Source organism: Bacillus sp. FSL H8-0492 (assembly GCF_038006145.1).
In the GTDB taxonomy this organism is placed as follows: Bacteria; Bacillota; Bacilli; order Bacillales; family Bacillaceae_G; genus Bacillus_A; species Bacillus_A mycoides.
This window is the reverse complement of record NZ_JBBOUP010000001.1, coordinates 3,233,938-3,258,113: the sequence shown is the minus strand read 5'-3', so window position 1 is coordinate 3,258,113 and position 24,176 is coordinate 3,233,938. Positions and strand designations below refer to the sequence as shown.

The following is a 24,176-nucleotide window of genomic DNA, read 5'->3' as shown; positions in this document are numbered from 1 at the left end:
AAGTTCTTTTGTAATTATCTAAAAAACTGACAATCTATATTTTCAGAAAGTACATAAACGAATTTATCTTTTTGTATTTCCAAATGATTGAATTGTTCATTCAATTCAATCGATAAAAAATTATGAAGGAAGTGATTTAAGCATGGAAACGCTCGAATTGGCACGAATACAATTTGCATCAACAACGATTTTTCATTACTTTTTCGTTCCGCTGTCTATAGGCTTAGCTTTTATCATTGCGTTAATGCAAACGTTGTATGTGGTAAAGGGACAAGAAATTTATAAGAAGATGACAAAGTTTTGGACACAAATATTCCTTGTTAACTTCGCAGTAGGTGTAGTAACAGGTATTTTACAAGAATTTCAGTTTGGTATGAACTGGTCAACGTATTCACGTTTTGTTGGTGATGTTTTCGGACCATCACTTGCAATTGAAGGTTTATTAGCATTTTTCATTGAGTCTACATTCCTAGGTTTATGGGTATTCGGTGAGGATAAACTTCCGAAGCGAGTTCACCTTTTATGTATTTGGCTCCTCTCAATAGGAACAATGTTATCAGCATTTTGGATTTTAACTGCAAGTGCATTTATGCATGCCCCAGTAGGATATGAAATGGCAGCAGATGGACGTGCGCAAATGAATGATTTTTGGGCGATTATTCAAAATCCACAATTATGGGTGCAATTCCCGCATACAATTACAGCGGCAATTGCAACTGGTGCATTCTTTATTGCAGGTGTAAGTGCATGGAAAATATCAAAAGGTCAAGAAACTGCGGTGTTTAAAAAATCGTTCCGAGTTTCTATCGTTGTTGGAACAATTACAACAGCATTGGTATTATTTTTCGGTCATGCACAAGCACAAAATTTAATTAAGACACATCCGATGAAAATGGCAGCAGCTGAAGCATTATGGAATACGAGTGAGGATCCAGCGCCATTTACAGTATTTGCAAAAATTGATACAGAGAAGAAAGAAAATTCGTTTGAAATTCAAATCCCTTATATGCTAAGTCTATTGTCATACGATAAATTTAGCGGTCAAGTTGAAGGGATGAACCAAATTCAAAAACAATATGAAGAAAAATATGGACCTGGAGATTATATTCCGCCAGTACATACTATGTTCTGGAGTTTTAGAGCGATGGTAATGAGTGGAACATTCATGCTTCTTTTAGGAATGTACGGCTGGTTCTTATCAAGAAAAGATCGCTTAACTGAAAACCCTTGGTATTTAAAAATAATGGTATATGCAATTGCACTACCGTTTATCGGTAATACAGTAGGTTGGATTATGACTGAAATGGGACGTCAGCCTTGGGTTGTCTTCGGTGTTATGAAAACAGAAGATGCTGTATCTCCAAACGTTTCATTTGGAGAAGTATTATTCTCTCTTGTTTCATTCACATCACTATATTTAATTGTTGGAGGAATTACTGTTTACTTATTCGTTCGTATCATTAAAGGACATGCGAATAAGAAAACGAAAAAGGATTATCAAAGCCATGATCCATTTGATAAGGAGGAAGAGTATGTTATCTCTTAATGAGTTGTGGTTTCTAATTATCTCAACCTTATTCGTTGGCTTCTTTGTACTTGAAGGTTTCGATTTTGGTGTAGGAATCGTTTCAAGGTTTTTAGGGAAAAACGATTTGGAAAAACGTATATATTTAAATACAATTGGGCCGTTTTGGCACGCAAATGAAGTATGGCTTGTTTGTGCTGGTGGCGCTATGTTTGCGGCATTCCCGCACTGGTATGCAACTTTATTTAGTGGGTTTTATATTCCATTTGTGTTTATGCTTCTTGCATTAATTATAAGAGGTGTTTCCTTTAAATTCCGTGCGAAAATAGAAAATCATAAATGGAAGAGTTTCTGGGATTGGGGCATGTTTATTGGAAGTTTGCTACCTCCCATACTTTGGGGAGTTGCAATCGCAAACTTTATGACAGGTGTACCAATTGATGGAAGTAAAAATATGGTAGGCGGATTTATGAAATTACTTCACCCATTTGCGTTACTTGGGGGAGTTATGTTTCTTCTTCTATGTATTGTTCATGGTTTGCAATTCCTTACTATACGTACAACAGGAAAATTACGAGAACGCGCACGTATTGCCGCGACAAAGATTGCACCTTTTGCATTAATAACACTTCTTGTTTTTGCAGCTGTAGGGTTATGGAAAACAGATATTTTCACCGCACATGGTTCAGAGTGGCTAATGGTTCCAATTGGAGCTTTTGTAGCGCTATTTGTTTCTACTTTATTAAATAAAAGAAGAAGAGATGGTTGGGCTTTCTTTATGACAAGTTTAACAATCATTTTGTTAAGTGCAAGTGTGTTCATCGGTATGTTCCCGCGTGTCATGATTAGCTCATTAGGAGCGGTAAATGATTTGACAATTTATAATGCGGCATCAGGACCTTATGCATTAAAACTGATGAGCTATTTTTCTCTTGCGATTTTACCGTTTGTTATCGGTAGTCAAATATGGAGTTTCTATGTATTTAGACAACCTGTTAAGTCAGACAAAGATTTGGAGTACTAATGAAAAGAAAAAGAGGACTTCCGTCGTATCCTGGTAGCCGAGTTTTATATGTAACTTTAAGTCTTATTAGCATTTTAGAGGCGTGTAGTATCATTGCGCAGACGGTGTTTTTAGCACGAGCAATCACATTTTTATTTCATGGAGAAACAGTGCAAGCTGTGTTAAATGAAACTGTTTATTTTGGGATCACGTTTGCAGCACGCCAAATGTTGGTGCGAACATCGCAAATATTGGTTGAGCGTTTCGCTGAAAAAACAGGATTGGCATTACGTAAACAGTTAATAGAAGCATATTTTACGTTAGGGCCGAGATTTGTCCAAACGAATGGGACTGGTCATCTGGTTACTTTATCGATAGAAGGTATTGAGAAATTTAAAACATATATTGAATTGACAATTCCTAAAATGATTAGAAGTAGTATCGTTCCAGGGCTAATTGTTCTATATGTTTTTACACTGGACATTGAGTCGGGAATCATTTTAGTTGTAACGATTCCAATTGTGATCATATTTATGATCCTTCTAGGATTAGCAGCGCAGAAAATGGCGGATAGCCAATATGAGACATATCGTGTACTTTCTAATCATTTTGTAGATACGTTAAAAGGATTAGAAACATTAAAGTATTTAGGGAAAAGTAAACAGCACGAAGGAAAGATTGAAAAAGTAAGTAAACGATATAGAAAAGCAACGATGCGTACTTTGCGAGTTGCTTTTCTTTCTTCTTTTGCATTAGATTTCTTTACGAGTTTATCAATTGCATTTGTAGCAGTTGGATTAGGGATACGGTTAATAGATGGGACAATTATACTGTTGCCAGCTCTTACGATTTTAATTTTAGCGCCGGAATATTTTCTACCGATTAAGCAAGTTGGAGCGAATTATCATGCTACATTAGATGGACAACTTGCAATGGAGCAAATAGAAGAAATTTTACAGAAACAAAAAGAAATAGAAAAGAAAGATTCAAATGTAGATATAGTATGGAATTCTTCTAGTAGTTTGAAATTACAAGATGTAAAAGTAAATAATGATGAATCTGAAAAGGCTATATTAGAGGGAATTGATTTTACTTGGCAAGGTAACGGTGCTATAGGCATTATTGGTGAAAGTGGGGCAGGGAAATCAACGTTAATCGATGTGTTAGCAGGATTTCTACCTCCTTCGGGTGGGAAGATGTTAGTAAATGGTGTGGAAATTGGTGAATCTACTCGAGAAGATTGGCAAAAAAATATTGCTTATATTCCGCAGCAACCTTATATTTTTCCGCTTTCATTAAAAGATAATATTTGTTTCTATGAAACGAATACAATTGATGAAGAGGTTGAGAGAGTTATTAATGAAGTTGGTCTTCGTTCGCTCGTTGCATCATTACCACATGGGATGTACGAAAGAATTGGAGAAGGTGGACGTATGCTTAGTGGTGGACAAGAACAACGTGTCGCTATGGCACGTGCACTTTTAAGTAAAAAGTCAATCATTTTATTAGATGAACCTACAGCACATCTTGATATTGAAACTGAATTTGAAATAAAGCAATCGATGTTACGTCTGTTTGAAGGTAAGTTAGTATTTCTTGCAACACATCGTCTACATTGGATGAAGCAAATGGATCATATTCTTATTTTTAATAAAGGGAAAATTATAGAAAGCGGAACATATGAAGAACTTTTAACGAATGAGACATTACATTTTTATAGCGAAGAGAGGGGAGAGCGATGAGTAACTGGATTAAGCCTTATATACAGCAAAATAAAGGTAGAATGACTTTGACTATTTTCCTTGGGCTTCTTGGAGTTAGTTCGGGTGCGATGTTACTTTTCATTTCAGGTTATTTAATTTCTAAATCTGCTCTCAGACCGGAAAATGTAATGGCTGTATATGTTCCTATTGTCGCAACGCGTGCATTTAGTATAGGACAAGCGGTCTTTCATTATTTAGAGCGTTTAGTTGGGCATGATGTTGTATTACGTATATTAGAAAAAATGAGAACGAAACTATATAGAATTTTAGAACCACAGGCGTTATTTTTCCGCTCACGCTTTCAAACTGGTGATGTACTAGGTGTATTGTCTGAGGATATTGAACATTTACAGAATCTATATTTACGTACAATATTCCCTAGTATATTAGCGTTAGTTGTATATAGCATTTTCGTACTTGTTATCGGTGCATTTGACTTAGTATTTGCACTTATCGCAGCTTGTATGTTAGCTGTTATTGTTTTTCTTCTCCCATTCGTATCACTACTTTTGATGAAACGACATCATGTTGCTTTGAAGCGAGGAAGAAATCGTTTGTATCAACAATTGACAGATGCTGTATTTGGGTTATCTGATTGGCAGGCGAGTGGTAGAAAAGATGAATTTATTAATGAGTATGTAGCGCAAAATGTCCAGTTGTTAAAGACAGAAAAGAGAGTGAAACGCTGGTACCATATTCGAGACAGTCTCATTCACTTAACAGTAGGTATTGTAGTTATTTCAATGATTATATGGACTGGAAATGCAGCGGCAAGTGAACAGATTGCACCTACAGTTATCGCAGCTTTCGTATTAATGACATTATCTGTGACAAATGCGCTTATCCCTATATCAGATGCTATCGATCGAATTCCATCTTATGTAGAATCTGCTCATAGGCTTAAAAGCGTAGAAAGTGATATCATTTTGCAAGATGGAAATAAGTTACCTGGAGATAAAGATTACGTTGCACAAAAATATATAGATATTGAACTGAGTAATGTGTCGTATAATTATCCGGATAGTAATGAACCTGTATTAAAAGATGTATCATTGCAAATAAAGGCAGGAAAGAAAATTGCTATTTTAGGTAGAAGTGGAACAGGGAAATCTACTTTACTAAAATTGTTAACTGGTGCACTACGTCCGGTGAATGGCCAAGTTATATTGAATGGTGAACAAGCTCGTACGGATTTTTTGTCAAAATATATTTCTGTATTAAACCAAAAACCACATTTATTCGATACGACAATTGGAAATAATGTGCGGATCGGTAAACCAGAGGCTAATGATGAAGAGATATGGAAAGCTTTAGAGAAAGCACAGCTAGCACCACACATTGCTTCTCTTCCTGATGGATTACAAACAAAAATGCATGAAATGGGAAAGAGGTTTTCTGGCGGAGAAAGGCAAAGGGTAGCATTTGCAAGAACTCTTATGCAAGAAACACCGATTATTGTACTTGATGAACCGACTATCGGTTTAGACCCTAAAACGGAATTAGCCTTAATAGAAACAATGTTTTCTGCAACAGAAGAAAAGACTGTTATTTGGATTACACATCATCTTGTAGGAATTGAACATGTAGATGAAGTTATTTTCCTTGATAGTGGCCAAATCGCTATGCAAGGTAGTCACGAACAGCTACTGAAAGAAAATGAGAAATATCGTAGGTTATATGAGCTTGATAAAGGTATATAGGAATGAAATGCAAAAAACCACAAATTCTTGGTAGTTCAAGGTTCGTGTTTTTTTGTATTTGTGGTGAAATCATATAAGCCGTATAAGCTATTTGATCATGAAATGGTTATATATTGTTAGAAAGGGTGTTTAAAATCTATCCTTTCAAGGCAATACTTGAGCCATAGTGAATGGATTGTTGGAAGGCGTGATTATATGTTTGAAGAGGATGGCATTGTTTTAATTTTGGAGCCTGCTGATGAGCGGAATCTGAGGAAATTTATTTTTACAGTACCGAAGTCAGTTTATGAAAAAAAAGAAATTTTATTACATTACGGAACACCTTTAGGCCAAGGATATACAGACATTATAGAAGATATTATTAGTGTACATATAGACATAGATATTATAACAGTAATAGGGCATGTGAGAGGATAAAGAGAAACTTTAATTAGTGAGAGTTATACGTACCTGGAAAACAGATGTACTGAAAAATAAGTATGTCTGTTTTTATATTTAAATGAAGATAGTTTCGAGGTACATGTTGAACAGGATAATAATGATTTTTCTAGAATGTATAAGAGGAAGATTAAAAAATAAGATATGATGTGATAAAGTGTATAAGAAGAAAATAAAGTGTTTATAAATGAATAAAAGTATGGAAATTATTTAGGAGGTAAAAATGAAGTTTACAAAAACAATGTTACTTTCAATTGTAGTTTCAATTGGTTTGATGGGATGTTCGCTAGTAGAGGAAGGGAAGAACTCCATAGATTACGCTCAAAAAGCGACAGACTATGTAAATGAAATAAGTGCATTTGCAAATGAAGCGCCAGCATTAGCAGAAAAGGCCGTTAATGATGGGGAAGCCCGGAAAGAACTAGAAACGAAACTTACTGAAATTAAACAAGATATACCAGCTTTTAATGAATTAACACCACCAGATGTAGCGAAGGATCTTCACCAGCAAATCGTCGGGTATAATGAAAAGTTAAATACATTAATTGATACATCTATGACAAAGATAGAGGAAGGGAAAATGAATGTAGAGCAGTTTAAAAACTCTGAGCTTATGCAGACGATAGAACAAGTTCGTGATTTGAAAGATAAGGTTCAAAATTTAGGGCAATAACAAAAAGATCCGTTTATCATAAACGGATCTTTTTGTTATTGAATACAATAGATGATTACACCAATGACAATAATAATGTTGCCAATGATTTTTCGTTTCGTGATTTTCTCCCCTAGGAAGTACCAACTGAAAATTAAAATGATGATATAACTTAATGATTCTAATGCAGATGCTTGCTTTAATGCCATGCCCTTTAAGGCGATCACATTTAATCCGGCATTAATTACAAATAAAAAGTAGCCGATGATAACATAAGGATTCACATATTCTTTTATTCTAGAATCGTATTGTTGTAAAGTAGCCTTTTTTAATAATATTTGTGAGTAATTGGCTAAAATTATCCCAAATATCAATAATAACATATAACTATTCATCTTTTGTCACCACCACAATTCCGACGATAATAATAGCTGCGCCAAGTATGTGATTCCACTGTATCGTATCTCCAAACAGGAATACTGACCAAAGCATTGACCATAGTATGATAATCCCACGGTGTGAATATGCTCTAGAAATTTCAAAGTTCTTAATGACTTGTTGCCATAGAATTGCATATCCGAATAAAAGTACAACAAGTCCGAAGTAAGCAATAAAAAATGAAATTGATGCAATAGGGAATTGAGATGCCCATTTCATGTAAACCATAATGATAGAATATATCAAGAAGGCTACATGTAGAAATACATAGTTTTTAATAGTTGGTTTCATATATTCACTCTCTTTTACTTTATATACACATATGTAAACTCGATGTATATAATCAATAGCTTCTTATTATATATAAAAGGCATATTGAAATGATTTTTGTTTATTTCTTCACATTCCAAAATATATAGTATCATGTCTTCTAATGTAAAACAATAGAAGGCAATGCGTAGCTTTAGAGCTGAAAATAATAGAGCTAGTAGAGTTAGATTTTCCACTGTTCTATAATTTGTATCGTTTTATTTGTTGCATCCATCTCTACTTGAATACCTATTGGCAAAGTAATCATTGGATGAGTATGACAACAGTCAAAATCGGCTAGAAAAGGAAGTTTTTGATTTTGTAATACTTCTAATAATATTTCGTAAGGTTTTCTATTTGTACCACAATCATCAAATTGCTCATGTTTTCCAAGGATGATACCTGAAACTTTATCAAAAACGCCGTTAATTTTAAGTGATGAAAAACTTCTTTCGATAGTAGCTGCATCTTTTGAGCTATCTTCAATAAAGAGAATGTCACCATCTTGAATAAGTGGCATATAGGGGCTACCCCAAATACCTTGTATAGTATTTAAATTCCCACCAATAATACGTCCAGTAGCTTTCCCACCAATTACTGAAATCCAATTGTTCGGTCGAAGATCTTTTTCTTTCGTTTTTTCTTCCCAATTAATAAATTCATCTGACCAAAATAACGGCTGGTTTATGTTGTAAGGAAGGTGTTGATCAGTTAATAAAGTATCCGCAAAATATTTGTACGTGCAATCTACGAAAGGCTCAAATTCACCAAAAGAAGGAACAAGTGCTGGACCATAAAATGTAGGAATTCCTGTTTTTGCATAAATACCTAGTAATAATGCTGTTGTTTCTGAATAGCCAATCATTAATTTAGGATTCTTTTGAAAAGTCTCATAATCAATATAAGGTAATAATGAATTTGAATTCAGTCCCCCAATTGTTGACATGATACAAGAGACGTTAGGGTTTCTAATCAAGTCATTTAATTCATCAGCACGTTCTTTAATGCTCCCGGAGCGATAATAATCATATTGACCTGTTAGTGAACCTTCTAACATATGAAAACCTTTCTGTTCTAAGTATAATTTTGCTCGCTCAAATCTCTTTGGAGAAGTATAGGTTACTGGTGAAGAGGGAGAGTAGATGCCAATTGTATCGCCATATTTTAATGCTTTTGGAAGTATCATTTGTATAAATCCTTTCTATTATATAGTGTTTTTGTGTTTAAATGTAATTGAATATTCTTATATTTCGTTGTTTTTAGTGTAACACATATGAAAAAGAGAACGAGGTTGAAATTATAATTGTTATAGATGAATAAATATGCTTTTTACCTTGACGATATAAAGTAATTGTTGTTATGGTTAAACATGAGTGTATAAAAGGTTTGTTAAAGGAGTTTTAGAATGAAGCGGTTAAAATGGGGAAGATTAACAATCCTGTTAGTAGTAATTCTGGGTATATGTTGGTTCTTTTTCCAAGGAGTTCAAAAGAGTGAAACAAATGTAGATACTCAGCCTTTACAAGTGGCAGAGCTACCTAAAACAGGGCTATCTGAAAAAGTAGTTCCACCAAAATATATACCACCAGAAATTGATGCAAAAGCAGCTATTATTATCGATGCGAGTAATGGAGAAGTTATTTATCAAAATAATGAAAATGAAGCTGTTGCCCCTGCTAGTATGTCAAAAATGATGACAGCATATCTCGTTTTAGAGAGTATACATAATGGGAAAGTCCACTGGGAAGATCCAGTGAAAATAAGTGCAAAGTCGGCACAAACAGAGGGTGCAAAAATCCCGATGCAAGCAAATGATACATTAACTGTTAAGGACTTATATCATGCGTTAATGATTGAATCGGCTAATAATTCGGCTGTCGCTTTAGCGGAACATGTAGCTAAGACAGAAAAAAACTTTGTTCAACTTATGAATGAAAAAGCAAAGCAGTTAGAAATGTCAGATAAAGCTAAATTCGCGAATGCTTCCGGATTGCAGGAGCCCGACGGAAGTGAAACAAAAATGACAGCAGCTGACGTAGCGAAATTAGCGTATCATCTTATAAAAGACTATCCAGAGATATTAGAAGTGACTCACTTACGTCAAAGTCAGTTAGCATTTAATAATGTTAATGTTACAAGCACAAATGAGATGTTAAACAAAAATAATAAAGCTTTATATATAGAAGGAATAGACGGATTAAAAACAGGATTTACAGATAGCGCAGGGTATTGTTTTACAGGTACTGCAAAACAAGGTGATAATCGCATTATTACAGTTGTTATGGGGACAAAAAGTAAAACAAAACGTTTTACAGAAACAAATAAATTAATGTCCTATGCATTTCAATTGCTTAATTAGGTGAAGAAAGAAGTAATTTAGATTGTTATAAAAATAAGACAGACAGTTTATTGAACCTTGATTTTGGTGACAATAAACTGTCTGTCTTATTTTTTGACGTATAGGAAGTGGAAACTCAAGTGATATCATTTGAGTTTGTTTTTGTTTGTTGATATTATTAAGTTAAGAACTTATTAATAATAAGTTCGAGAGGCATTATATGCTTCGTACATATGATACTGCCTCAAATGAAAATTGGAGGGAATTGTAATGGCAAAAGATTTTTACTCAGCAATTGAAGACAGAAGATCTATTTACGCGATTAGTAAAGAGCAAGTAGTTTCTGATGAAAGAATTCAAGAAGTGATTTATCATGCTGTGAAACATACACCTTCGGCTTTTAATTCTCAAAGTGCAAGAGTTGTTGTATTACTAGGTGAACAACACGACAAATTATGGAATGTTACGAAAGAAACGTTACGAAAAATTGTGCCTGAAAATAATTTTGCACCTACTGAAGAGAAAATGAATGCATTTAAAAGTGGCTATGGAACAGTTTTGTATTTCGAAGATAGTAAAGTAGTAGAAAGTTTGCAAGAGAACTTTGCACTATATAAAGATAATTTTCCTACATGGTCTCAGCAATCTTCTGGAATGTTGCAATTTGCGATTTGGACAGCATTAGAGATTGAAGGTTTTGGTGCTACACTACAGCATTATAATCCGTTGATTGATGAGGAAGTAAAAAAAGAATGGGATGTACCTGAAAACTGGAAGTTAACTGCGCAAATGCCATTTGGTAAACCGGTAGTTTCGGCAGGAGATAAAGAATATCAGCCATTAGAAACTCGTGTGAAAATTTACAAATAAAATAAAAAATAAAAGGTGAACAGAGATATAATCTGTTCACCTTTTATAAGTAGTAAGGATTTTTTTTGTAGGAATTTTTCATCTGATTCTTTAATTTGTTTTTACGTGTTTCAATAGTTGATACTTTTTGTAATGTTATAAGTGAAACGAATTGAAAAAAAGCATAGTACAGTTCTATATTTTTATTTATAGGATCATCTATTATGTTTTTCATAAATATATCTCCTTTTTTTATCTCACTATTTGCGGGCAGTAAGGCTTCCATATCAAAATTCAATGATACGTATAGAATACCGACCTGTAAAAGTTCGATTGGTTTCAGTGTGGGGTGAATAAAATTTGTATGGATTAAAATCCTACTTTATATATGATAATGTAAATATCCTGAAAATTCCATAGATAGTGAAAAATAGATAGTGGAATGTGTATTTTCGTCAAATTAGAACAGAATTTTTGGAGTTAAATCTTACAAATCGTCAAATCTTTTAAAAACGATGGATAATATCAAAAAAAGTTTTCTGAAAATATTATACTATTGATAAAAAAAGCATTTTTTGTCATGATAAGAGTATGCTTCATGGAAGGGACTTTACTAGAAAATACATTCTTTGCATTGTATTAGATTAATAGAGTTTTTTAAAGTGGATAGCAAAAGAAAAATATATATTAAGATAATGAATGGAATGTCGAATTTTCAATGAAATACATAAGAAATTTGAAAAAAGCATTGCAAAAACACACTGTTTAATGATAAAGTTCACATGAAGTTCACACTAAATTCACTTCAATCGTTTAAAATAAACGATGTGTGAAAAATAAAACTCTTGCTAAAAAATGGAACTGGATGAATATTTTACTTTGATAATATTGTAAAGTACTAAGTTTATAGTTTTCTCAAGAGGATAGTAGGGAAAGGAAGTAAAGACAACTTATGAAAAAAGTAATCGCAGGTTTAGCAGCAGCATCTGTAGTAGGTGTAGCAGTTCCTGGAATGGATTCTGCTCATGCACAAGTTTCAAATGATGCGCTAAAAGAAATTAATGGACAAACTCAAACTCAAACGACTGTAACTGAAACAAAAACGGTAGAAACAACTTCTGAATTAAAATACACAGTAACAGCTGATGTATTAAATGTACGTTCAGGTGCTGGTACAGGACATAACGTTATTTCTAAAGTGAAATCAGGTCAAGTACTTCAAGTAATTGGACAAGAAAACGGTTGGTTCAAAGTTAGTGTAAATGGTCAAACAGGTTATGTAAGTGGGGACTTCGTAACAACTGGTGGCAATAAAGGAACTACTACTACTGTTCAGCAAGGAACAGGTACTTACACAGTAAACGTTTCTTCATTAAACGTACGTACAGGCCCAAGTGCATCTCATACTGTTTTAGGTTCTGTAAATAAAGGAAAAACAGTTCAAGTTGTAGGTGAAGTTCAAGATTGGTTTAAAATTAACTTCAATGGTGGAACTGGATACGTAAGCAAAGACTTCGTAACAAAAGGTGGTTCAGCTGTATCTAACGAAACTCAGCAACCAACTACAAACAACAACAACAATACTACTACAGTTCAAACTGGTGGATCATATGTTGTTAACACAGGTGCTTTAAAAGTACGTACAGGTCCAGCTACATATAACCCTGTAATTGGTGGGGTAACAAACGGTACAGTATTAAACGTTACTGGCGCTGAAAATGGTTGGTATAAAATTAACCATAATGGCCGCACTGGTTACGTAAGTGCAGACTTTGTTAAGTTTGTAAAAGGCGGAGTGAACAATGTAGTTACTGGTGGTAACCAAGGTACGAACCAAGTACAAAAACCAACAGCACCAACAGGTGGAGATACATCTTCAATCGCTGGATTCGCTAGATCTTTAAATGGTTCACCATACAGAACTGCTGGTACAACACCTGCTGGTTTTGACTGCAGTGGATTCATTCACTACGTATTAAATCAAACTGGTCATAAAGGCGCTCGTCAAACAGTTGCTGGATACTGGAGCTCTAAAACAAAGACTAACAGTCCACAACCAGGTGATTTAGTATACTTCCAAAATACTTATAAATCAGGTCCTTCTCACATGGGCGTTTACTTAGGTAATGGACAGTTCATCAGTGCAGAAACTGACGCAACTGGTGTACGCATTAGCTCTGTAAGCAACTCTTACTGGAGTAAGCACCTATTAGGTTACACAAAAGCATACTAAGAAAAAGTATTTTATATACTTTTCGTATAGAGAAAAGGCTTTCCAGGGAAACTTGGGAAGCCTTTTTCATAGTTGGATAAACTAACAGTATAGTAGTATTTATCCTGCTATTTGCGGGATAATAATCAGCGGGGGATGGACAAATCCCCGCTGATTAAAGTTTCACTTTATGTCAATTTTCCATGCAAAAACTTAGCATATAAATCATGAAAATAGTTTGGACGGAATAAGTTTGCTGCATGACCTGCTAATGGAATTTCTTTATATAAAACGTTCGGAAGAATGGACTTCAAATCAAAGAGACAAGATTTATAGAGATGATCATGTTCTCCCATCACCCATAATATAGGATGGGGAAGTGCTTTTAATTTAGATTTTAAGTCGAATTCTAAGCGGTGTCGTAATGACTCAGCAATAATGGACGAGTGTAATTGTAATCCGAAACGGTAATAAATATTTCGTGAAATAACAGCGAACGGATTTGCCCTTAGTATTCCACTTGGAAAAATAGTACTAGCATACTGAGAAAGCCAAGATGAATATTCATCACCACGTTTTTCCCAAAATTTCTGAAAAACATTATATAAACGGGAAGGGTTATTATAATGTCCACCAATATGACAAATACTCAATACTTTTTCTGGATGCATTTGTGCAAATGTCGTAGAGATATAACAGCCATAGCTTAGAGCACAAATATGAGCCTTTTTAATTCCCTCTTTTTCATACAAGTTCAATAATTGATCTACGAGGCGCTGTATTGAAAAGTCGATAGCTTCTCCTTTATCGTCGCCGTGACCTAATAAATCATAAGTTATAATGTTGTAGGAGGCAGAAAATCGTTTATGCTCTTTTTTGAAGGCGCGGCGATTTCCAACTAATCCATGAATAAAAATGATTGTTTCCTTTTCGGAATGTTTATTTGTTTGCAAAAAGGATACTCCTTTCAATGCTGGAGATTTATATAGTGTTTTAAATTAGCTAATTGATAAAATTAGTTATATATTTTCTATGCGTAGTCTATAATTTACATAGAATAATAATAAGTACCAGGTAATAATATCAGATATTTACACTTGTTGTAAAGATGAGTTTATATGTATATTTTGTAAAATTAGAAAAAAGTGTGTTTACATTCAGTTTACATTTATAGCGTATTCTAGTTTTAGAAAGAATAGTTTTGTTTATAACGAGGAGATGAACGACAATGGAAGTTAGGAATACAGAAAAGAAAAAAGGGAATTGGAGGCAGTTTTTACGTCTCATTCAAGATACAAATCCACCGAAAGGCATTCTTATTTTTGCATTAATAATGAGCTTACTTTCTACTGGAGCGAGTTTGTTTATTCCAATGCTGACAAAAGGTTTAGTTGATAATTTTTCACTTTCTTCAATTAGTACGGGACAAATTGTTGGATTAATTGCATTCTTTATTATTCAAACAATTGCTGCAGGATTGTCAATTTATTTACTGAATTATATTGGACAAAAAATTGTAGCTGGACTTAGAGAACGATTGTGGAAAAAGGTACTTATTTTACCAGTGTCTTATTATGATCAAAACAGAACGGGAGATACAATTAGTCGTATGACAAATGATACAGGTGTTGTTAAAACATTAATTTCTGAGCATTTGTCAAACTTATTAACAGGCGGTATCTCAATTATTGGGTCATTAATTGTATTATTTGTTTTAGACTGGAAAATGACAATTTTACTTTTAACGGTTATTCCATTATCGGTACTAATTTTAGTTCCACTTGGACGGAAAATGTATAAGATTTCAAAAGCACTTCAAGATGAAACGGCTTCTTTTACTAGTGTATTAACACAAGTACTATCAGAAATTCGTTTAGTAAAATCTTCAAATACGGAAAAAAAAGAATATGAAACAGGTAATACAGGTATCCAAAAATTATTGCAATTTGGTTTGAAAGAAGGAAAAGTGCAAGCATTAATTTCACCTGTTATGTCGTTTGTTTTAATGGCATTGCTTGTTATTATCGTAGGGTATGGTGGAATGCGAGTTTCTAGTGGTGCATTAACAACAGGTGAACTTGTAGCATTTATTTTGTATTTAGTTCAAATTATTATGCCAATGAGTCAGTTATCAATGTTCTTTACTCAGTTCCAAAAAGCAATTGGTGCAACCGAAAGAATTAATACGATTTTAGAATATGAAGTAGAAGATCATGAGACAGGTATGAATGTTACAAATGCGAAGCAGTCGATTGTTATTGAAAATGTACATTTTGAGTATAACGAAGAAGAGAAAATCTTGAAAAATATCGACTTCACGATTGAATCTGGAAAAGTAACGGCGATTGTAGGACCAAGTGGTAGTGGAAAAACAACTTTATTCTCGCTGTTAGAACGTTTTTATGAGCCAACTAGTGGTTTCATAAAATTAGGGAAAGAACCAATTACAGCATATTCATTACAATCATGGCGACGTCAAATTGGTTACGTTTCACAAGATAGTCCGTTAATTGATGGAACGATTCGTGATAATATTTGTTACGGTGTTGAGGGTGAAGTGACGGATGAAGAAATTGAAAAAGTAGCAGCGATGGCGTATGTTGATGCGTTTATTCATGATTTACCAAGTGGATACGCAACAGAAGTTGGAGAGCGTGGTGTGAAGCTTTCTGGAGGGCAAAGACAACGAATTGCGATTGCTCGAGCGTTACTACGAAATCCGCAAATCCTTATGTTAGATGAAGCGACTTCAAGTCTTGATAGTAAATCGGAATCGGTTGTTCAGAAGGCGTTAAATAACTTAATGAAAGGTAGAACAACTTTAGTTATTGCGCATAGACTTTCTACTGTTGTAGATGCAGATAAAATTATCTTTATTGAAAAAGGGAATCTTACAGGAAGTGGCTCACATGATGAGTTATTACGGACACATGACATGTACCGTGAATTTGCAATGCAACAATTGAAAATTAAAGAAGGAGCATTATAGAATGAAAACAATCAGTGAAGGGGCACTTCACTGATTGTTGATTTTAGAGTGCTAAAAAGTATGTTAAGCAGAAAGGATATGATTCCTTGATACCCAAAATTTTAATTGTAGATGATGATCCGCACATTAGAGAACTTGTTTCTGTATTTTTGGAACGAGAAGGTTTTCAAACATATGAGGCCGTTGATGGATTAGATGCTCTTCGAAAAATAGAAGAAGTGAGAGTCGAAATGGCGATTATTGATATTATGATGCCAAATATGGATGGGTTTGATTTATGTTATGAATTAAGAAAATACTATGATATCCCAATTCTTATGCTGACTGCTAAAGGTGAAACATCTCAAAAAGTAAAAGGATTTCACCTCGGAACAGATGATTATCTTGTAAAACCATTTGATCCTTTAGAATTAGTTGTGAGAGTGAAGGCATTATTGAAACGTTACCAAATTACAGTATCGCAATCTATTCAAGTTGGGAATGTACTGTTAAATCGTAAAACATTTGAAGTTAACGTTGGAGAACAAACGGTGACGCTGCCGCTAAAAGAATTTGAGTTGCTCTTTACATTAGGATCTAAAGCGGGGAGAACTTGTTCAAGAGAGCAATTAATAGAAGACGTATGGGGATATGATTTTGAAGGGAATGAACGCACGCTAGACGTTCATATTAATCGGTTGCGTGAAAAATTTCAAGAAGAGTTATCGAAGTTTAGTATAAGGACGATAAGGGGCTTAGGGTATCGCTTAGAGGTAAGTAAATGAGGAAAAGAGAAAGAATGAGTAAGATGAAGATGTTAAAAGTAATGGGGGCGATAGTAGCGCTCTTTACTTTTCTTACTATAATTTGGTCAATAGCCTTTTTTGTATCGTCTAGTGTAATGAAAGCTTTTGAAATAAACGTATCGCCTTTTATTACTTTTCTAATTAGTGATATGGTCGGCTTTGTTTTTATCGTTCTTATTTGGACATTAATCGGAATTTTAATGAGACCGAAGCGAGAGGCGATGATTTGGACGATCATTGAACCGATACAAAAAATTGCAAAAGGGGACTTCTCTGTAAAAATACGGAATGAAGAAAAGTATGATGGCGAAATTGGTGTGCTTGTAAAAAGTATTAACGATATGACGGATGAACTTAATGCAATGGAGAAAATGAGACAAGAATTTGTATCGAATGTTTCTCATGAAATACAGTCGCCATTAACATCTATTAAGGGATTTGCTCGAGCGCTACAAGATGATAATCTACCAGTTGAAAAAAGAAAACATTATCTTACTATTATTGAAACTGAAACAACGCGATTATCTAAATTGAGTCAAAATTTATTGAAGCTAACACTTTTAGAGTCAGAGGAGTATTCACCAGAAAGAGCTACTTATCGATTAGATCAACAGTTGAAACAAATTGTGTTAAATAGTGAGCCTCTTTGGGATGAAAAAGGACTTGAGCTAGATCTTGATATGGATAAAGTGTGTGTTACTGCAGACAAAGAAAGTATGAGCCAAGTATGGATTAATTTAATTCATAACAGTATTAAATTCACACCAAATGGTGGCACGATTACAATTCATTTAAAAGAACATAAGGAATTCCTGGAAGTAAGTATTCATGATACGGGAATTGGTATATCCGAAGAACAGAAGCAACATATTTTTGAACGTTTTTATAAAGCGGATTCTTCACGAAACCGTGCTTATGGAGGAAGTGGATTAGGTCTAGCAATTGTAAAAAAAGTACTCGACCTTCATCAAGGAAAAATAACAGTTGAGAGTGTAGAAGGAAATGGTACAGAATTTATTGTGCGTATTCCAAATCATGAAGAAAAATAGTGTTAGAAGGAGGCCTTCTAACACTATTTTTCTTTAAAAATGCATTTACCATTACTATAGTTACCTATAAGTAACCTACGCACATAAAAGTGCATCATTGCCTTTTTGCATAAACATAGATACACTTTTAATATAATAAACAACTGAGATGATTAAGGAGTGTTATACTTGGCAGAATTATTACAAGGAAAAAATGCTTTAATTACAGGAGCAGGTAGAGGGATTGGTCGTGCTGTAGCGATTGCGTTAGCGAAAGAAGGCGTAAATGTAGGTCTTTTAGCTCGTTCAGAAGAAAACTTAAAAGCTGTAGCGAAAGAAGTGGAAGCAGAAGGTGTAAAAGCTGTTATTGCGACTGCTGACGTATCTTCATATGAAGAAGTAACGACTGCAATTGAAACATTAAAAAATGGTTTAGGATCTATCGATATTTTAATTAATAACGCTGGTATTTCTAAATTCGGTAAGTTTTTAGAATTAGACGTTGCTGATTGGGAAAAAATCATTCAAGTAAACTTAATGGGTGTATACTATGCAACTCGTGCAGCTTTACCAAGTATGATTGAACAACAATCTGGTGATATTATTAATATTTCATCTACAGCAGGACAAAAAGGTGCACCTGTAACAAGTGCATATAGTGCTTCTAAATTTGGTGTTCTTGGTTTAACAGAATCGTTAGCGATGGAAGTTCGTAAACATAATATCCGTGTAACAGCTTTAACACCAAGTACAGTAGCAACTGACATGGCTGTAGACTTAGGATTAACTGATGGAAACCCTGATAAAGTAATGCAAGCGGAAGATATTGCAGAGTTTATCGTAGCGCAGCTGAAATTAAATAAACGTACATTTATTAAATCAGCAGGACTTTGGTCTACTAATCCGTAAGGGGTAAATTTATAAACAAAGAAGGGACATCTATTCTGTAATGGAATGGGTGTCCCTTTTTTATTTTTTTGTATGTAAAGCAGAATTGTCGGTATAATGTGAAGTGAATGGTAGAAAAGCATGAAAAACTTGAAGGGGATGGTATTTCCATGAGTACGATTGAGAAATGGACGGCTGTTGATCAATATATGAGTGATGTATTAATACCGAAAGACTCTACATTAGAAGAAGTTCTTCAAGCAAATGCTTCAGCTAATTTACCGGCACATGATGTATCGCCAACTCAAGGGAAGTTTTTACAACTATTAGTACAAATTCAAGGAGCGCGTAACATTTTAGAGATTGGCACTCTAGGCGGATATAGTACAATATGGCTTGCAAGAGCATTGCCATCTGGAGGGCGAATTGTTACATTAGAAGCAAGTGAAAAGCATGCTGAAATTGCACGGAGCAATATTGAGCGTGCCAATTTGAATGATAAAATTGAAATACGATTAGGATTAGCGTTAGATTCTTTAAAACAAATAGAAAATGAGAAGTATGCACCATTTGATTTTATTTTCATAGATGCGGATAAACAAAATAACCCTGCTTATTTTGAATGGGCACTGAAACTATCACGCCCTGGTACTGTAATTATTGGGGATAACGTAGTACGTGAAGGTGAAGTTATTGATAATACTAGTAGCGATCCTCGTGTACAAGGGATACGCCATTTCTATGAGCTAATAGCTGCTGAGCCGCGTGTAAGTGCTACTGCGCTTCAAACTGTAGGAAGTAAAGGGTACGATGGGTTTGTAATGGCAGTCGTAACAGAGTAATGTAAGGAGGAAAAAGGGATGAAAAAGAAGTTTCAAAAATTATAACGTGTATCTTGTACAACGAATTTAGCTCGTGGACCTCCAATTTACATAGCTTTATATTATATATTAAAAACTTGGAGGCTATAAGAAGATGAGAACTGAAAAAGAAATGTTAGACTTAATTATAAATACAGCAAAAGAGGATGAAAGAATTCGAGCTGTCATCATGAATGGGTCACGTGTGAATCCAAATGTGAAAAAAGATTGTTTTCAAGACTATGATATTATTTATGTTGTAAAAGATATACAATCTTTTACGTGTAATCATAGTTGGATTAATAGATTTGGAGAAATAATGATTGTGCAAATGCCGGAAGAAATGTCGTTACTTCCAGCTGATAAAGACGAGAAATTTCCGTATTTAATGCAGTTCATGGATGGGAATCGAATTGATTTAATGCTAGTTCCAGTTGATTTAATAAATAAATTTATTGGACAGGATAGTTTAAGTAAATTACTACTGGATAAAGACAAATGTATTGGAGAATTTCCGCCAGCAAGTGATAAAGATTACGTTATAAAAAATCCTACAGAAAAAGAGTTTTTGGATTGCTGTAATGAATTTTGGTGGTGCAGTACAAATGTAGGAAAAGGATTGTGGCGCGAGGAACTTTCTTATGCGAAAGGAATGCTTGAAGGCCCAATGCGTGATATGTTAATCGTAATGCTAGAATGGCATATTGGTATGAAAACAAATTTTACAGTGAATACCGGAAAGTTTGGTAAGCATTTCGAACAATATGTTGAAAAGGATACGTGGGAGCAATTTAGAAAGACATTTTCAAATGCAGAATATGAAAATATATGGCAGTCATTTTTTGTAATGGGAGATCTGTTTAGGGAAGTTGCGAACGAAATTGCTAACACATATGGATATCAATACCCGCAAGATGATGATGACAAAGTGACAAGCTATTTAAAACATGTGAAAGTTTTGCCGAAAGATAGTACATCGATTTATCCCGCGTAAACGGGCAGTAAAACCCCCACTGATTAAAGTTTCACTTTATTAATTGTATAAAGCAGTAAGACTGTCCTAATTACGGACAGTCTTATTTTTGTTCATGAATAAGAATTTCTCTAACAAAGTACAGATGAATCACATATGAAATTTTAGGGAGGTTTTTATCATGTATTATTTTTACGCACCAGAAATGTTCGTTCCATTTCATTGGGGACTAGAACGAAATGTTTCGTATGCTTATATGCCATATCATTCATTTTATTATGGAAACTATATAGACGCAGTGCCGTATGTATTAAATGTTCCGCAAAATGATCAAGTCAAAGTGAAGGAAGAGAATCGGGGGTCATGGACACCTTTTTCATGGGTTGAAAAATATGCGTATGCATTTTCAGGACCATACAATAAAGCGGAAGTAGCTCTTACATTTGATGATGGACCAGATTTAGTATTTACGCCAAAAATTTTAGATAAGTTAAAACAATATAATGTAAAAGCTACTTTTTTCTTGCTTGGTGAAAATGCAGAAAAGTTTCCGAATGTAGTAAAGCGTATCGCGAATGAAGGGCATGTAATTGGTAATCATACGTATAATCATCCGAATTTAGCGAAAGTAAATGAGGTTGAGTACCGTAATCAAATTATAAAAACGGAAGAAATATTAAATCATTTAGCTGGTTATGCACCGAAGTTTATACGTCCACCATACGGTGAAATACTTGAAAATCAATTGAAGTGGGCGACAGAGCAAAATTTTATGATTGTACAGTGGAGTGTTGATACAGTTGATTGGAAAGGGGTAAGTGCTGATACGATTACAAATAATGTGCTAGGGAATTCATTTCCAGGAAGTGTCATACTTCAACATTCGACTCCAGGTGGACATTTGCAAGGATCTGTCGATGCACTAGACAAAATCATTCCGCAGTTAAAAACGAAAGGGGCACGTTTTGTAACACTTCCAAGTATGTTCCAGACATCTAAAGAGAGAAAATAAAAATGTTAATAATTGGGATTTCAAGAGTTGTATAGTATAATGAAGGTGTAAGTTAGGGGGGATATAATTGATAGATGCACTAGTAAACATAGGAATGAGCATATTGATTGGTATTATATTTATACTTGCGGCACTTATTCTTCAAAAAAATCCACCGACGGATATTAACGCAGCATATGGTTACCGTACGAAACGGTCTATGAAAAATAAGGAATTATGGGATGCAGGTAACAAGTATAGTGCAGAAGTGATGAAACAAAATGGATTCATTATGATGTTAATTGGAAGTGTTATTAGTATACTGTTTAGATATCCACATACAATGATAGCGATTATGATTGTTATGCTGTTGTTAATTATACGATTATTTATACGAGTAGAGAAAAAATTAAAGATACTTGAGCAATAAAAAAATAAGACTCCCGAATAAAGTAAGCTGGGAGTCCTATTTTTTTTATAAACTATTTTTGTTTAGCAATTCTTGTCCTTGCACTATAACAAATTCATAGTATTCAAGAGCATAAGGATAAATATCTTCAAATGTTATCGTTATCGGATTACTGTTTAAAACAGAATTAGTCGTTAAAGATGAAATCTCTCTTCTTAATAGTTGTAGAAAAGAAGTTGCATGTACTTTCATCACATCGTCTACTTCTTCACCTGGTGCAAATGGAAGTGGCTTTATTACATTGTGAAAATACATATGACAAAATTCACGATCAGTAAGATTTGAAATTTCATAATCTATTTTATAGATTCCTTTGTATGTTAGATCAGTAGTTTGAAAGGAAAGTCCTAATTCTTCTTCAATTTCACGAAGACCGCCAATTTCTACTTCTTCATCATGCATAATATGTCCAGCCGAAGTGATATCCCATATATTCGGAGCTTCTTTTTTATTTTTAGAGCGTAATTGGAAATATAAGAACATATCCTCAGCATCTTTTTCTACAAACCAGCAATGAAATGTTTCGTGCCAATCACCGTCACGATGCACGTCATCACGTAATTTCTTTCCAAGTGTATTTCTTTCAGGATCAAATATTGTTAACCACTCTGTCATTTTAATTCCCCTTTCTGCAAATTTTATTATACAATATTTGTATTGAATTTTGGGAAAATAAAGAAAAAGGAGTGATTATTAGTGAAGATAGAGAATAAGGAAATAAAATCAATAATTTCAACTGAGGAAGAATTACGACAAATATTGGGGCAACCAAGTGAACGGGCTTTGAAAAAAGTTATTTCATCACTTGATCATCATTGTGTAGATTTTCTGTCTAAATCTCCTTTTCTAGTATTATCTACTGCAAATAAATTCGGAGAGTGTGACGCTTCGCCGAGGGGAGACGCACCTGGATTTGTATATGTTTTAAATGAAAATAAAATTGTTATTCCAGAAAGACCGGGAAATCGTCGTATAGACTCTATTTTAAATATTATTTCAAATCCACACGTAGGGTTAATCTTTTTTATTCCGGGTCTTGGGGAAACACTCCGAATAAACGGTAAAGCATATATTACAAACGATGAAGAAATTTTGAAAGAAATGCAGGTGAATGGACGTAATCCGTTACTTGGAATTGTTGTTGAAATAGAAGAATGCTATATTCATTGTGCAAAAGCTTTTATTCGTTCAAAAATGTGGGATCCAGAGTCATGGTTAAATAAAACAGAGCTACCATCAGCACCGAAAATGTTAATGGAGCATGCGAAAGTGAATGCTTCAGAAGAGGAAGTTAGACGTTCTTTAGAAGAAAGTTATAGGGAAAGATTGTATTAAAAATTATTTTTTAAATATAGTGTTGAAGTATGAAACTCTAAACGTTTTAGAGTGAGACTTTAACTATGAATATTGTTAATTTGTATGTGATGAATATATGTGCAAGAGAATAAATCTGTATTAGATGATTTGTTATTTTAAAATATAATTATTCATATTCTTAAAAATTGTGAAGAAAAATAGGCTTGCTTTTTGAAAAGTTGATAACTATAATAAGTTAACAAATAGACATGAACGAAAAAGTAACGATAAGGACATGAGATGATTTTTACGGTTTACAGAGAGGGAAGACAAGGCTGTGAGCTTCCTAACACGAAAAATGATTTTACCACCTTTGAACTTCAATAGTGAACGAGTAATCTAGTAATTATTGACGGTATCAGCCGTTATCTGAACTTGAGCAATCTAGAAGAAAGTAAGTCTAGGTTGGAACAAGGGTGGAACCACGAAAACACATTCGTCCCTTTCCTAGGGATGAGTGTGTTTTTTTTATAGTTTTTAAGATTGAAAATTTTAAATAATTAAAAAATATTATTGATTTTGTTTTTTATGCGAGTATAATGAGTTAACAAATAAACATGAGCGAAAAAGTAACGATAAGGACATGAGAACATTTTTACGGTTTACAGAG

General features: G+C 34.0%; 24 protein-coding genes and 2 other annotated features (1 of these 26 running past the window's edge). Of the genes, 18 read left to right on the top strand and 6 right to left on the bottom strand.

Annotation, left to right across the window (positions count from 1 at the left end):
- Positions 1-142 precede the first annotated feature (142 nt).
- From cydA to MHH66_RS16760, 6 genes are all read left to right on the top strand, one after another.
- Entirely contained in the window at positions 143-1,546 is a 1,404-nt protein-coding gene (gene cydA / locus MHH66_RS16785) for a cytochrome ubiquinol oxidase subunit I (protein ID WP_002012335.1), read from the top strand.
- Positions 1,533-2,549, top strand: coding sequence for a cytochrome d ubiquinol oxidase subunit II (cydB, locus tag MHH66_RS16780; RefSeq protein WP_002141342.1), 1,017 nt, complete (start codon positions 1,533-1,535; stop codon positions 2,547-2,549). The genes cydA and cydB overlap by 14 nt, the downstream gene beginning before the upstream one ends.
- The gene (gene cydD / locus MHH66_RS16775) at positions 2,549-4,270 is read left to right on the top strand and encodes a thiol reductant ABC exporter subunit CydD (RefSeq protein WP_063217783.1); all 1,722 of its coding nucleotides are present in this window, start codon (positions 2,549-2,551) and stop codon (positions 4,268-4,270) included. Before cydB ends, cydD begins: the two co-directional genes overlap by 1 nt.
- Positions 4,267-5,991: a thiol reductant ABC exporter subunit CydC gene (cydC, locus tag MHH66_RS16770; protein WP_063217782.1), complete on the top strand. Its 1,725-nt coding sequence runs from the start codon at positions 4,267-4,269 to the stop codon at positions 5,989-5,991. The genes cydD and cydC overlap by 4 nt, the downstream gene beginning before the upstream one ends.
- 195 nt (positions 5,992-6,186) lie before the next feature.
- Positions 6,187-6,408 (top strand): hypothetical protein, encoded by a 222-nt coding sequence (locus MHH66_RS16765; protein ID WP_063217781.1) that lies wholly within the window; start codon positions 6,187-6,189, stop codon positions 6,406-6,408.
- Positions 6,409-6,652: 244 nt separating this feature from the next.
- A complete protein-coding gene (locus MHH66_RS16760; protein ID WP_002012340.1) occupies positions 6,653-7,102 on the top strand; it encodes a DUF6376 family protein in 450 nt (149 codons plus the stop codon).
- A 35-nt stretch (positions 7,103-7,137) separates the two neighbouring features.
- Here MHH66_RS16760 and MHH66_RS16755 read toward each other — a convergent pair whose 3' ends face one another.
- The 3 genes from MHH66_RS16755 to MHH66_RS16745 all read right to left on the bottom strand — a co-directional run bounded on the left by MHH66_RS16755 (position 7,138) and on the right by MHH66_RS16745 (position 9,014).
- Positions 7,138-7,476, bottom strand: a complete 339-nt coding sequence (locus tag MHH66_RS16755) for an EamA family transporter (RefSeq protein ID WP_002135751.1) — start codon at positions 7,474-7,476, stop codon at positions 7,138-7,140.
- Positions 7,469-7,810, bottom strand: a complete 342-nt coding sequence (locus MHH66_RS16750; RefSeq protein WP_002086172.1) for an EamA family transporter — start codon at positions 7,808-7,810, stop codon at positions 7,469-7,471. The genes MHH66_RS16755 and MHH66_RS16750 overlap by 8 nt, the downstream gene beginning before the upstream one ends.
- Before the next feature lie 202 nt (positions 7,811-8,012).
- On the bottom strand, positions 8,013-9,014 hold the full coding sequence (locus tag MHH66_RS16745) for a S66 family peptidase (RefSeq protein WP_078184730.1): 1,002 nt from the start codon (positions 9,012-9,014) through the stop codon (positions 8,013-8,015).
- 219 nt (positions 9,015-9,233) lie between these two features.
- Between MHH66_RS16745 and MHH66_RS16740 the strand changes: the two genes are divergently transcribed.
- Both MHH66_RS16740 and MHH66_RS16735 read left to right on the top strand, forming a co-directional pair.
- The gene (locus MHH66_RS16740) at positions 9,234-10,187 is read left to right on the top strand and encodes a D-alanyl-D-alanine carboxypeptidase family protein (RefSeq protein WP_002086170.1); all 954 of its coding nucleotides are present in this window, start codon (positions 9,234-9,236) and stop codon (positions 10,185-10,187) included.
- Positions 10,188-10,436: 249 nt separating this feature from the next.
- Positions 10,437-11,036 (top strand): nitroreductase family protein, encoded by a 600-nt coding sequence (locus MHH66_RS16735; RefSeq protein ID WP_002141347.1) that lies wholly within the window; start codon positions 10,437-10,439, stop codon positions 11,034-11,036.
- 43 nt (positions 11,037-11,079) lie between these two features.
- On the opposite strand, the gene MHH66_RS16730 is transcribed toward MHH66_RS16735, so the two are convergent.
- Entirely contained in the window at positions 11,080-11,250 is a 171-nt protein-coding gene (locus MHH66_RS16730; protein ID WP_061674169.1) for a hypothetical protein, read from the bottom strand.
- 717 nt (positions 11,251-11,967) lie between these two features.
- Here MHH66_RS16730 and entFM point away from each other — a divergent pair.
- Positions 11,968-13,248, top strand: coding sequence for an enterotoxin EntFM (gene entFM / locus MHH66_RS16725; protein ID WP_002202346.1), 1,281 nt, complete (start codon positions 11,968-11,970; stop codon positions 13,246-13,248).
- 167 nt (positions 13,249-13,415) lie between these two features.
- On the opposite strand, the gene MHH66_RS16720 is transcribed toward entFM, so the two are convergent.
- Positions 13,416-14,180, bottom strand: a complete 765-nt coding sequence (locus MHH66_RS16720; protein ID WP_002086164.1) for an alpha/beta fold hydrolase — start codon at positions 14,178-14,180, stop codon at positions 13,416-13,418.
- A 275-nt stretch (positions 14,181-14,455) separates the two neighbouring features.
- Here MHH66_RS16720 and MHH66_RS16715 point away from each other — a divergent pair, with 275 nt between their 5' ends.
- The 8 genes from MHH66_RS16715 (at position 14,456) to MHH66_RS16680 (ending at position 22,171) form a co-directional block, all read left to right on the top strand.
- Positions 14,456-16,216, top strand: coding sequence for an ABC transporter ATP-binding protein (locus tag MHH66_RS16715; protein ID WP_078184731.1), 1,761 nt, complete (start codon positions 14,456-14,458; stop codon positions 16,214-16,216).
- An 86-nt stretch (positions 16,217-16,302) separates the two neighbouring features.
- Positions 16,303-16,980: an envelope stress response regulator transcription factor HitR gene (gene hitR, locus MHH66_RS16710; RefSeq protein WP_002126920.1), complete on the top strand. Its 678-nt coding sequence runs from the start codon at positions 16,303-16,305 to the stop codon at positions 16,978-16,980.
- Positions 16,977-18,050: an envelope stress sensor histidine kinase HitS gene (hitS, locus tag MHH66_RS16705; RefSeq protein WP_078184732.1), complete on the top strand. Its 1,074-nt coding sequence runs from the start codon at positions 16,977-16,979 to the stop codon at positions 18,048-18,050. Before hitR ends, hitS begins: the two co-directional genes overlap by 4 nt.
- A gap of 168 nt (positions 18,051-18,218) precedes the next feature.
- Positions 18,219-18,938, top strand: a complete 720-nt coding sequence (locus MHH66_RS16700) for a 3-ketoacyl-ACP reductase (RefSeq protein ID WP_000818985.1) — start codon at positions 18,219-18,221, stop codon at positions 18,936-18,938.
- A gap of 149 nt (positions 18,939-19,087) precedes the next feature.
- A complete protein-coding gene (locus tag MHH66_RS16695; RefSeq protein ID WP_078184798.1) occupies positions 19,088-19,759 on the top strand; it encodes an O-methyltransferase in 672 nt (223 codons plus the stop codon).
- Positions 19,760-19,892: 133 nt separating this feature from the next.
- Positions 19,893-20,771, top strand: coding sequence for an aminoglycoside 6-adenylyltransferase (locus tag MHH66_RS16690; protein WP_063217775.1), 879 nt, complete (start codon positions 19,893-19,895; stop codon positions 20,769-20,771).
- Between the two features lie 160 nt (positions 20,772-20,931).
- Positions 20,932-21,762, top strand: coding sequence for a peptidoglycan-N-acetylglucosamine deacetylase (locus tag MHH66_RS16685; protein ID WP_078184733.1), 831 nt, complete (start codon positions 20,932-20,934; stop codon positions 21,760-21,762).
- A 70-nt stretch (positions 21,763-21,832) separates the two neighbouring features.
- Positions 21,833-22,171, top strand: coding sequence for an SdpI family protein (locus MHH66_RS16680; protein WP_002012358.1), 339 nt, complete (start codon positions 21,833-21,835; stop codon positions 22,169-22,171).
- 45 nt (positions 22,172-22,216) lie between these two features.
- Here MHH66_RS16680 and MHH66_RS16675 read toward each other — a convergent pair whose 3' ends face one another.
- Positions 22,217-22,825, bottom strand: coding sequence for an NUDIX hydrolase (locus MHH66_RS16675; protein WP_078184734.1), 609 nt, complete (start codon positions 22,823-22,825; stop codon positions 22,217-22,219).
- 81 nt (positions 22,826-22,906) lie between these two features.
- Between MHH66_RS16675 and MHH66_RS16670 the strand changes: the two genes are divergently transcribed.
- Positions 22,907-23,545: a pyridoxamine 5'-phosphate oxidase family protein gene (locus MHH66_RS16670; RefSeq protein WP_078184735.1), complete on the top strand. Its 639-nt coding sequence runs from the start codon at positions 22,907-22,909 to the stop codon at positions 23,543-23,545.
- Between the two features lie 236 nt (positions 23,546-23,781).
- Positions 23,782-24,013, top strand: a binding site (T-box leader).
- A 116-nt stretch (positions 24,014-24,129) separates the two neighbouring features.
- Positions 24,130-24,176, top strand: a binding site (T-box leader); it runs 185 nt beyond the window's last position.